The sequence below is a fragment of the Butyrivibrio sp. genome, from assembly GCF_015056685.1.
GTDB lineage: Bacteria > Bacillota > Clostridia > Lachnospirales > Lachnospiraceae > Butyrivibrio.
Window position 1 is genome coordinate 1 of the sequence record NZ_SVFW01000031.1, and the last position, 11397, is coordinate 11397.

General features: G+C 39.8%; 11 protein-coding genes. 9 read left to right on the forward strand and 2 right to left on the reverse strand.

Annotated features, from left to right (window positions below; translation table 11 throughout):
- Positions 1–1672 precede the first annotated feature (1672 nt).
- The 7 genes from E7303_RS11635 to E7303_RS11665 all read left to right on the forward strand — a co-directional run bounded on the left by E7303_RS11635 (position 1673) and on the right by E7303_RS11665 (position 7576).
- Positions 1673–3064 carry a PhoH family protein gene (locus E7303_RS11635; RefSeq protein WP_292145477.1) on the forward strand — a complete coding sequence of 464 codons (1392 nt, stop codon included), beginning with the start codon at positions 1673–1675 and terminating at the stop codon, positions 3062–3064.
- Positions 3065–3361: 297 nt separating this feature from the next.
- Positions 3362–3574, forward strand: a complete 213-nt coding sequence (locus E7303_RS11640; protein ID WP_074885938.1) for a FeoA family protein — start codon at positions 3362–3364, stop codon at positions 3572–3574.
- Between the two features lie 146 nt (positions 3575–3720).
- Entirely contained in the window at positions 3721–5712 is a 1992-nt protein-coding gene (gene feoB / locus E7303_RS11645) for a ferrous iron transporter B (protein WP_292145479.1), read from the forward strand.
- Positions 5713–5744: 32 nt separating this feature from the next.
- Positions 5745–5906, forward strand: a complete 162-nt coding sequence (locus E7303_RS11650; protein WP_074885944.1) for a FeoB-associated Cys-rich membrane protein — start codon at positions 5745–5747, stop codon at positions 5904–5906.
- Between the two features lie 70 nt (positions 5907–5976).
- Positions 5977–6342, forward strand: coding sequence for a heavy-metal-associated domain-containing protein (locus E7303_RS11655; protein WP_292145480.1), 366 nt, complete (start codon positions 5977–5979; stop codon positions 6340–6342).
- Between the two features lie 17 nt (positions 6343–6359).
- Complete coding sequence (locus E7303_RS11660; protein ID WP_022775057.1) at positions 6360–6608, forward strand: Fur family transcriptional regulator; 249 nt, start codon at positions 6360–6362, stop codon at positions 6606–6608.
- A 44-nt stretch (positions 6609–6652) separates the two neighbouring features.
- On the forward strand, positions 6653–7576 hold the full coding sequence (locus E7303_RS11665; RefSeq protein ID WP_292145481.1) for an RluA family pseudouridine synthase: 924 nt from the start codon (positions 6653–6655) through the stop codon (positions 7574–7576).
- Here E7303_RS11665 and E7303_RS11670 read toward each other — a convergent pair.
- Positions 7568–8869: a DNA polymerase Y family protein gene (locus tag E7303_RS11670; protein WP_292145482.1), complete on the reverse strand. Its 1302-nt coding sequence runs from the start codon at positions 8867–8869 to the stop codon at positions 7568–7570. The two genes, E7303_RS11665 and E7303_RS11670, sit on opposite strands and share 9 nt — an antisense overlap.
- A 64-nt stretch (positions 8870–8933) precedes the next feature.
- Positions 8934–9857 carry a CPBP family intramembrane glutamic endopeptidase gene (locus E7303_RS11675; RefSeq protein WP_292145485.1) on the reverse strand — a complete coding sequence of 308 codons (924 nt, stop codon included), beginning with the start codon at positions 9855–9857 and terminating at the stop codon, positions 8934–8936.
- A gap of 98 nt (positions 9858–9955) precedes the next feature.
- On the opposite strand from E7303_RS11675, the gene E7303_RS11680 reads away from it, so the two are divergent.
- Together E7303_RS11680 and E7303_RS11685 are read left to right on the forward strand one after the other, a co-directional pair.
- Positions 9956–10723, forward strand: coding sequence for a class B sortase (locus E7303_RS11680; protein WP_292145486.1), 768 nt, complete (start codon positions 9956–9958; stop codon positions 10721–10723).
- Between the two features lie 135 nt (positions 10724–10858).
- A partial coding sequence (locus tag E7303_RS11685; RefSeq protein ID WP_292145487.1) for a CAP domain-containing protein occupies positions 10859–11397 on the forward strand: 539 nt, incomplete at its 3' end.

The window sequence follows — 11397 nt, forward strand, 5'->3', positions numbered from 1 at the left end:
GATGAAGGCGCCTCGGACTCTGAATTCAGTGGCAGCAGAAGCGGCTAGTTTCTAGGGAACATGGGCTCGCAGCTTTCACATGCCGCATGTGAAAGCAGGTCTAAAGGGAGTTTATATGTGTACACTATACAAGTAGCAGTTTAGGGAGCCCGAAAGCGTTACCCTTTGGGCATATAGCTTGTTTTTAATAGCTCAGCCACCTGCAATCAAACAGGTTTTGGGCTCATAGCCGGATATCAGGCTTGCAGCCACCCCTCATCATGGATTTCATCGCAGGCGATTGGGCATATACGGTAATAATCCGGCCGCAGCCACCTTTTTACGGGTGGCCCGAAGCTTGAAATCGGTCTATATGCCCAGTTGAACTTCCATGAGGGGTGGCTGGCATCGCAAAAAGTTGCTATAAGGACAAAATAGTAAAAATCAGAGGTGGCTGGGAGCTTTCCAAAACGCTATATGCCCAAATCATCCTTTTCATCTAAACATCAATGATTATTTTATAAAAAGAAAGCATGCGTACAGAAGAAAGATGCTCGCGTCATGTCGAAAAAGATGTACAAGACATGAATAATAGAATAAATACCAGATCTCATGCCAAACGATTCTATTCAAGGCATGAAATTATGAGAAAAATCTGGCACAGCATGTCGAATTACTAAGCAAAGACATTGTATCTGAGTCAAATCACTAACAACATGTCTGGACCACTATACAAAGCATGTGATACTTGCAAAAAATCTCCAAATCATGTCAGAAGCCTCTGCACAAGGCATGAAAATCGAGAAAAATCTCTCGCAGCATGCTATAGCCAGGTAAATCTTTATGTTTTCAATATCCCAAGTCTCCAGCTGATTCAATTTCAGCCGCCCCTACTGTTCCAATGTCATTTAGATAAGAAAATGCAGTAAATGCAAAATAGGCACGCTACGTTCTTCAGATTATCTAGTAGCGTGGACATCTACGTGACACCGCTTTATCTTTAGCCTGTTATCACGTAGTTTCGCAATGATTTTCTGGCATTCTACGTGATACATCTCCGTTAACAAGCCTCTCCTCACGTATTTTTTCCAAATATCTGTTTAGTTTTACGTGTTCTACTACTAATAAAGAGCAGCATCTCACGTAGACGCTATAGATATCATGCTTGTTGCTCTGTCAAATCTTTTTCTTATCTAAATGACATCCCTACTGTTCTCGGAGTCAGAGCCCGAGGCAATAAAAACTAGCCACACCGAAGGTGCTTGCCATTGACGGGTTCTGAGGAAAACGCTACAATGCTGAATCCGACGGTGCGTGAGTCTAACTACTGTTCCCATCATCTTCACCGTCGGCAGAGCCTGTAGGGCGTTTTCCTCAGGTTCAGTCAATGGTGGCGTACGCAGCCGCAATCTAAATTTTTTAGAATGTTAGAGAAGTTACTTACACATATACAAAGGGAAAGTATTCTGAAATATGCTATTTACATATATCAGAATACTCTTCCTAATCTACAGATTAAGTTTCTTCATCAATTGTGCTATTACTTATTGCGTTTGACAACACATATTTACTATCTTTAAATGGTCAAGATTATCATATATTTTTATTACATATCTTTTTCATTTTGTATCCCTAAACCACTATATGTGGTATAATAACAATATAAGTCATACAAATAGAGGGGGACCTACGCATGAAGAAGATCTACGTACTGGACACCAACGTTTTGATTCAGGCACCACACGCCTTAAAGTGCTTTGATGATAACGAGGTCGTTCTTCCGCTGGTAGTGTTAGAGGAGCTTGACGCCCACAAGAGAGATGAGGGCGAGAGAGGAGCGAATGTACGAGAGGCAATCAGAATTCTCGATCAGCTTCGAGGATCAGGCGATCTGGTTGCAGGTGTAGAGCTTGACAATGGGGGACTTCTTAGAGTTGAAAAGAACTTTAAAGATGTAGAACTCCCTAAGGATATGGCAGATTATAAATCTGATAATCGTATCCTGAAAGTATGTAAGGGCCTAAGTGAGGTATCCAAGGTTCAGGTTATTCTTGTAACCAAGGACATTCTGATGAGGATTAAGGCACAGCTCCTTAATATTAAGTCAGAGGACTTCACAACAGAACAGGTTGCGGACCATGGCGAGCAGTACAGCGGACGAATATCTGTTTTTGCACCAGAGGAAATCTTTAAGGATTTCAAGAAAAAAGGTATTCCTGTTGATAAGGTCTATTGCTGTGATGACGATGGAAATCAGTATGCACCTGAGCTGTATGAAAACGAATTTGTAATTGTAAGGGCAGATCAGTCAACTAATAAAACCCAGATGGGCCGTGTATCTAAAGGCTTCATCAAAAAACTGGAGTTTGAAAAGAGCCAGCCTTACGGAGTTAAACCAAGGAACGCCGGACAGTATTTCCTTCAGGAAGCACTCATGCAGCCTGCTGATGTAGCTCCGCTTGTAATTGTAAAGGGTATGGCTGGTACAGCCAAGACATTCTATTCACTTGCTGTAGGTCTTGAAAAGATGATAAACAGACCGACTGGTGAATATCGAAGGATTCTTGTCTGCAGGCCAAACTCTCAGTTTGATGATGATATTGGTTTCCTCCCCGGCGATGAACAGGAGAAGATATCACCTCTTATGAGACCGATTATCGATAATCTTGAGCAGCTCATTGACTCCAATGAAGAAGAGAGATATAAGGATGAAAAAGAACTGCAGGGTAAGACAGATGAGGTCTTTGAAAGAGGAATCGTTCAGTGTGAAGCATTAAACTTCATCAGAGGAAGGTCAATCCTTAAGACCTATCTTATTATTGATGAAGCTCAGAACATGACTCCAACTCAGGCAAAAGGAATCATTACAAGAGCCGGAAAGGACACCAAGATAATCCTTTTAGGTGATCCTAACCAGATAGACAGGCCTTTCCTTGATGAGAGGACAAATGGCTTGTCATATGCTTCAGAGCATATGAAGGGAAGTCCTTATGCATGGCAGATATCCCTTTCTGCAGCAGAGTGCGAGAGAAGTAAGCTTGCTATGGATGCTATTGAGAGAATGAAAGACAAAAAATATTTTTAATTGAATAATGAGCTTGATCTGACTGGCTTATGCGTCTTGCATGAGCCAGTTTTTTTATTTCATAGAAGATTCCTTTAAAGCCATCTCTTTTATTAAAAATTAATCAACATTTTATTGACATTATTTTTCAAAAAGAATATTATTAAAAAAAGAGTTAGCAATAGCTAACAATAATCATTATAATTTTCCTGATAAAAAATAAATATTAAATTGTGCAAAACCTGTTGTTGACAAAAAATATCAGTTAGAATAAACTAACATTCGGTTAGCAAGAGGTAACGAAAAAGGAGTACTGATATGACATTAAATGAAGCTGTACTTGGTCAAGAGTATGTTGTTACTGGCGTAGATACAGGTGATGATGAGGATATGAAGAGTTTTCTCTTTTCACTTGGATGCTATAGCGGAGAGAAGATCACAGTTGTAGATAAGAAGCGTAATCTTGTTGTTGCGATAAAGGATGCGAGATATAACATCGATCCTGAGCTTGCAAGCGCTATTACAATCTGATCATTATCTGAAAGACTGGCATATCAATTTATGCCAGATATTTTTTCACAGGCTGTTAGCCATAAGTAACTTAGTATGCTCGGATTCATCGTTAGATGCGTCCCTGATAAATAAAATACAATTAGTTTATTTCAGGAGGAAAAGAAATGAGAATCGCAATGGCTGGTAATCCAAACAGTGGAAAAACTACCATGTACAATGCTCTCACCGGTCGTAATGAAAAAATAGGTAACTGGGCGGGCGTTACAGTAGACAAAAAGGAGAGTCCTATTAAAAAGAGCTTCTATGATGGGGACAAGGAGCTTATCGCTGTAGACCTTCCTGGTGCATATTCAATGTCACCATTTACATCAGAGGAGAGCATCACAAGCGGTTACGTTAAAAATGAGCATCCTGATGCAATCATAAATATTGTTGACGCTACAAACCTTAGCAGAAGCTTATTCTTCACAACACAGCTTCTTGAGCTTGGAATTCCTGTTGTAGTTGCACTTAATAAGACAGATTCCAATGATAAAAAAGGTAACAAGGTTGATGTAAAGACTTTGTCAGAAAAGCTTGGTTGCCCTGTAATAAATACAGTTGCAACATCAGAGACAGGTCTTAAGGATGTTGTTAAGGCTGCTGCAGAGCTTGAAGGAAAAGGACAGAAGGCAGCATATTCAGAAGGAAATATCGACCTTTCTAACAAGGCTGAAGTTGAAGAGGCAGACAGAAAGCGTTTCGAATTTGTAAATAATATCGTAGCAGATGTTGAAAACCGTAAAGTTCTTACAAAAGATAAGAACATCGGCGATACAATTGATAATATTATTACTCATCCGGTTATCGGTATCGTAGTTTTCGCTGCTATTATGTGGCTTGTATTCTACATCTCACAGACAACAGTAGGTACATGGCTTGCAGATATTCTTGCAGGATGGATCGAAAGCTTCCAGGGATGGGTTGGAGATGCTATGGCAGATGCTAATCCACTTCTTTATGCCCTTCTTGTTGATGGTATTATTGGTGGTGTTGGTGCCGTAGTAGGTTTCCTTCCACTTGTTATGGTTATGTACTTCCTCATCGCTCTTTTAGAGGATTGCGGATATATGTCAAGAGCAACAGTAGTTCTTGATCCTATTTTCAAGAGAGTAGGTCTTTCAGGTAAGTCTGTAATTCCTATGATCATTGGTACAGGTTGTGGTATCCCTGCTATCATGGCATGCAGAACTATCAGAAATGAGAGAGAAAGACGTGCAACAGCTATGCTTGCAACTTTCATGCCATGTGGTGCTAAGCTTCCTGTTATAGCTCTTTTTGCAGGCGCATTCTTCCCTGAATCAAAATGGGTTAGCTTCATCTGCTACATGGGTGGTATCCTCCTTATCCTTTTAGGAGCTCTTCTCATCAAGGCTGTTACAGGTATGAAGTACAGAAAGTCATTCTTCATCATTGAGCTTCCTGAGTACAAGGTTCCAAGTCTTACATTTGCACTTAAGTCAATGCTTGAAAGAGGTAAGGCTTATATCGTTAAGGCAGGAACAGTTATCTTAGTATGTAACACAGTAGTTCAGATCATGCAGACATTTGACTTCTCATTCCAGCCTGTTGAAGAGGGAATGGAGAGCACTTCAATCCTTGCAGGCGTAGCAGGACCATTTGCTTATCTTCTTGTTCCTGTAGTTGGCATCGTAAGCTGGCAGCTTGCTGCAGCAGCTATCACAGGCTTTATTGCAAAAGAGAACGTTGTAGGAACAATCGCTACAGTTTATGCTATCTCTAACCTCATTGATACAGAGGAACTTGAGCTTATCGGTGAAGGAAATGCAGTAGCAGCAGTTATGGGAATAACAAAGGTTGCAGCACTTGCATATCTTATGTTTAACTTATATTCACCACCATGTTTCGCAGCACTTGGTGCTATGAACTCTGAAATGAAATCTGCTAAGTGGCTTTGGGGTGCGATCGCTCTTCAGCTTGCAACAGGATTTACAGTTGGATTCCTTGTATACCAGATTGGTACACTTATCACAACAGGTTCTTTTGGAGCAGGCTTTGTAGGCGGACTTGTTGCAGTAGCAGTATTTGCAGCAATTATTACATATATCATCAAGAGAAATCAGAAACAGATGGTACTTGAGTACAAACTTGGCTGATATTTAAAAGCAATTGTTAGTTAGGAGTTATCATGATAGATATTTTAATCTCAATTATAATCTTACTTTGTGTTGGACTTGCCGTTTTCTATATCTATAAGGAAAAGAAAAAGGGCACACACTGCATAGGTTGTCCAATGGCGGGAAACTGCAGCAAAGCAAAAGCATGTAGCTCTTTAACAAAAAAACAATGATCAGATGTCTAGTGTCTTGTCAGGCAGATAAGGCACTAGATTTGTATTAGAATCTGTTGGAGGTAACAGTTTGAACGTTTCCAATATAATAATTATTCTGGTTATTACTGTGATCCTTTTCTTTGCTGTCAGAGGTACGATCCAGCACATGAAGGGAGAGGGATCATGCTGTGGAGGCCCCAAAGAAAAAGCTCCCAAAAAGAAAATTCCAGGAAAACCTTTGTCCAAACTTAAAGTGACGATAGAGGGCATGCACTGTGATAACTGTAAGAACAGGGTTGAAAGAAAACTTGATGAGATGGACGGGGTAGTGGCAAAAGTTAAGTTATCCCAAAAGGCGGCTTATGTTTCTTTATACAAGGAGATTCCTGAAAGCCTTATTTGTGACACCATAACTAAGGCTGGCTATGAAGTTATAAGTGTGGAGGCACTATAAGGAGGGGAAGCAGTAGTATGAGCAGTGAACAGGTTATAGACAGACTTAAACAAAACGGATGCCGTATTACCAAGCAGAGGAAACTGATAGTTGATGTAATTATGGGAAATGACCATTCTTCCTGTAAAGATATATATTATAAGGTCATGGCAAAGGACAACAGCGTAGGAATGGCTACCGTCTACAGAATGATCCGGGTACTTGAAGATATTGGAGTGATAAACAGGATCGATATGATCGAGATCAATAATGAAAACAGAGGATAACAGGTATTTTGCCTGTTATTCTTTTTTTGGTTATAATGCTACGTATGAATAACAGCTATAGAGAAATCAGATTTAAATTAAAAATAGAAGATGGAGTTATGAGAGCGGGCGATATAATGCGTGAAAGATTAAAGCTCTCAAGCAGGGAAGTAACGAGGTGCAAACTCTTTGAAGACGGCGTTATGTGTGAAGGAAAGGCTGTAAGGATCATTGATGAAATAAAGCCGGGACAGGAGCTTGTAGTCAGGATCTATGAAGATACAGACAATGCTTCAGAAATTGTTCCAAGTGATGATCCAATAGATATAGTCTATGAAGATGAAGATATTGTTGTAGTCAATAAACAGGGGAATGTGGTTGTTCATCCCTCATACTGCCATTTTACGGATTCACTGAGCAATGCACTAATGGGTTATTACAACAGGACCGGTCAGAATCACGTTATAAGAGTGATCGGCCGACTTGACAGGGAAACATCGGGACTTATTATCTTTGCCAAGAACAGATACAGTGCAGCCCTTCTTTCTGAGCAGTGTCTTGATATGTCCAGGAGAAAAGAGTATCTTGCCCTTTGCGATGGATTTTTTTCTGAAAAGCAAGGAACCATTGATGCTCCAATATGGGAAAATCCCAAGGAAAAGATGGTCAGGGAAGTAAGAGATGACGGAAAAAGAGCTGTCACTCATTACAAGGTTGAAAAACAGTTTGACGATTTTGCTCTTGTGAGACTTAAACTTGATACTGGAAGAACACATCAGATAAGAGTTCACATGTCTTATATAGGGCATCCCTTACTGGGGGATAGCCTTTATGGAAAAGAAATAGCTAATAACCATGGGATGGAGAGAGCGGCTCTTCATGCATGCGAACTCTTATTTTTACAGCCGATTTCAGGACAGGAGCTGCGTTTTTTGGCACCAATACCTGATGATATGAAAATGGTAATAAAAAATGAAGAGTTATTTTAATCCTTTTTTGATTATGTCTTTTCCATAGGCGGAAGTGAGCTTCTGTGTCATTGCATCAAGCTTTTTTCGCTTTTCTTCTGATATTGAAGACTCTTTTACCGATTCAGAAGTCTGTGGCATGATGTCCTCGAAGAGATTGAGCTGATGGAAACTGCCATCATCCATTTTACTGACACCGACTCCCACAAGCCTTATAACTTCACCTTTGATGAAAAGGCCGTTATCACCGAGAAGAAGCTTATCAGCAAGTTCTTTTGCATGCTTTAGGATCTTATCAGCATCATTTATGGAGCTTTCAAGTCCCATCTGGCAGGAATGTCTTTTAAAATTCCCTGTTTTTACGCTCACTGTGACAGTTTTCCCGTAAACATTATCTCTTTTCAGTCTCCTTGAAACGCTTTCGGAGAGCCATTTAAGGATGCCTCCTATATCTTTGTCATAGTTATCGGCATTTAGGTCATAGGACAGAGTGGTCTCATTGGAATAGCTCTTGGCATCGTCATATTCATCAGAAACATTGCTGCTTCCGATTCCGTTGGCACTTGCGTAAATGTATTTACCACCGTTTTCACCAAGGATACTGCACAAAAAAGTCAGTTCGCTGTTTGCAGCATCTCCAATAGTTCTGATGCCTATGCTCTCAAGTCTTTCTGCAGTGGCCTTGCCACAGCCAAAGAGGTCTCTTATAGGAAGTGGCCACATTTTGGATGGGATTTCCTCAGGAAAAAGAGTGTGTACTCTGTCAGGCTTTTGAAAATCACTGGCCATCTTGGCTAGAAGTTTATTATTGGAAATACCGACATTTACAGTAAATCCAAGGTTGTTTTTTACTTCATCCTTTATGGCATAGGCAATTGACAGCGGAAAAGGATGCTCGCTTGTTTCTAAATGCCTGTAAAGATTCCTTGTACCTGAGAAATCCACATATGCCTCGTCTACAGAAACCTGTTCCACAAGCGGAGAATACTTTTTCAAAATGTCGATGAAAGCGTGAGAATAGCGCCTATAGGTGGCAAAGTCTGAAGGAACCATGACGAGTTTAGGACATTTCTGAAGCGCTTTTATTACTGGCTCACCTGTGACAATTCCATACTTTTTGGCAGGGATTGATTTGGCAGTAATGATGCCATGCCTTGAATTGACATCGCCTCCAACAGCAGAGGGTATTGTCCTAAGATCGATGCTTCCTGGTTCTTCTTCAAGCTTTTTTAAAGCTGACCATGAAAGAAAAGCAGAGTTGACGTCTATGTGAAATATTATTTTTTCATTTTCGGATTGATTAAACTCATTCATAACAATATAATACGCCGAACAAAAGTTCGGCGCAATGATTCTTTTTGTATGTTTTTATTAGTCATCATTCCCAGATATTTGTGGGCTTCTTTTTGTTTTTTATGCCCCACACGACAACAAGTATTGCGCAGATGACGTTTACGGATACTGCAACTATTGTTTCTTCAACACCAAAACTAACACTGTAGAAAAAACTGTCTGTTGCTGTTGATGCATCTAGTTTGAATAATGAAAACTTGGATACAAGGCCGCTGTTTGGAAGGCCAAAAACAATACTCTGCGTATAGTTCCATGCTGCATGGGCTGCCATTGGCATCCATAAGCTGTCACAATAATAGACCATTACTGAATAACATATACCTACAGCAACTATGGAAACAATAGCTAAAGTGCTGACGCCTGGATTAGCAATGTGCAAAAGGCCAAAAAACATAGCGTTTACGATAATTGCTACAGCTGGGTGGCGGTAACCTCTTCGTATTCTCTGATAGAGAAAGCCTCTGCATAAAAGTTCTTCTGCTGATGACTGTATAAATACTGCTATGAAAATTCCCAAAAGTGCAAAGAAATTGGCTCCTGAGAAATAGAGATAAATATCTTTGTGTAAGACAGCAAGAAGAATGCAGAAACCATTCATGACAAAACCGATCAAAAGGCCAATTCCGAGGTGTTTTAATGTATTTCCCTTACATTTTTTCCAGACTGCTCCGAATATTGGTCTGTTTGAAGGAATAAGGCACCACAGTAGAATAACTATCCAATAGCCTATGAAGCTGGCGTACATCGCAAAAAAAGCAATATAATCATAATTGGTATCATTGATTATCATTGATGCAGGATAATTGATAATCAGATTTCCTACTGTTCCACCTAAAAGCATAAGAAAATATGCAAGAATGAAAGGAATAAGAATGAAATCATTCAATTTGAAGTTGTCTGTGTGATAGCTTTTGATAAAACTAATCAGTTTGTTTTCTTTTTTCTCCATATAAATTTTCTCCTCATAAAAAATGCTACTACTTACAATTATCGTATATTTGTTATGCATTATCAAATGATTTATAATATTTGTGAAGGGGAGAAAATATGGTAAAGAAAGTAATAAGAATTGTTGCACTAATTATCTGTCTGGCCATAATTGTCTATGAAGGTGTGATGATCTATGTTGATCAGAAGGAGTATCAGGTTGCTTCTGATGAATACGACGAGATAAGAAGTGTGGCTGTCGATTATATTCCGGAAGATGAAGCGGAGATAGTCGATTATCCTGTGCTTAATATCAACTTCGGTAAGCTCGAAGAGATAAATCCTGACGTCACTGCCTGGATTTATTTTCCGTGTCTTGAAATAAGTTATCCTGTGGTAAAAGAGTCTGAGGTTGATGAATATCTTTATAAGACCTTTGAACTTGAAAAAAATAAGGCAGGATGTATTTTTGAAGACGTTATGAGTGATGCGGGATTTAACGGGTATCATGACATTGTATTTGGTCATAATATGAAAGATAAATCCATGTTTGGCAGGTTAAAAGACCTTTATCAAAAGGGAAATGAATCCCTTCTTGAGGATGATCCATATATTTACATATATACTAAGGACCACGTATATCAGTACAGAGTGTTTGCTTATTACATCACTAAAGTTGGAAGCGGTGCTTATTCAGTAGTTTCAAATCTTGATGAGTATAAAGATTTTATTTCTTTTATCCAGACTCATTCAGCATATAAGATTCCTTCAGACCTTGACCTTGAAAGCGGGAACAGTATTCTCACACTTTCTACCTGCAGTGGAAGAGCAGGAGGCAGTCAGAGGTTTGTGGTTCACTCATTAAAAGTGAATGCATGGGAAAGATAATTTCAGAATTTTTCAGATAGTTGTGAATGTTTATTTTTGTTTTAGAAAAAAGTTATCTGGAATTCATTGAATGAGTATTGTCGTTACGATACCATGATACTAGAAATTAAAATTTGTATTCACAGGAGTGTGATTATGAGAAAAATTAAAAAATATGTTGCTTTGGTGGTGGCTGGCATCTTGGCCTGCACATTCGTTGCCTGTGGCGCTGTTAAGGACGGGGCAATCGATGATCAGGCTGCAACCAGAGGTATCCACGAAGGCGAAGGCGAAATATATATTGATGATGAAGCAATTGCTCTTGCAGGATCTGCTGCATCAAGTCAGGCAGCATTAGATGCCTGCTCTGCAGTATTTAATCTTATGAATCAGCAGAGAGCAGCACAGGGACTTGCAGCACTTGCTTGGAGCGATGCTCTTACAGATGCAGCTCAGGTACGTGCCAATGAGATTACAACTTCCTTCTCACACACAAGACCTGATGGTTCAGCATTCTGGACAGTTAACAGTAACGTTCAGTACGGTGAGAATCTTGCAAAGCTCTATCAGTCAGCAGACAGTGTTTACGCAGCATGGATGAATTCACCAACCCATGCCGCAAACATTATGGATAGCGGATACAAAACAGTCGGTATCGCCATCTGCCAGACAGGCGACGGCAGCTGGTACTGGGC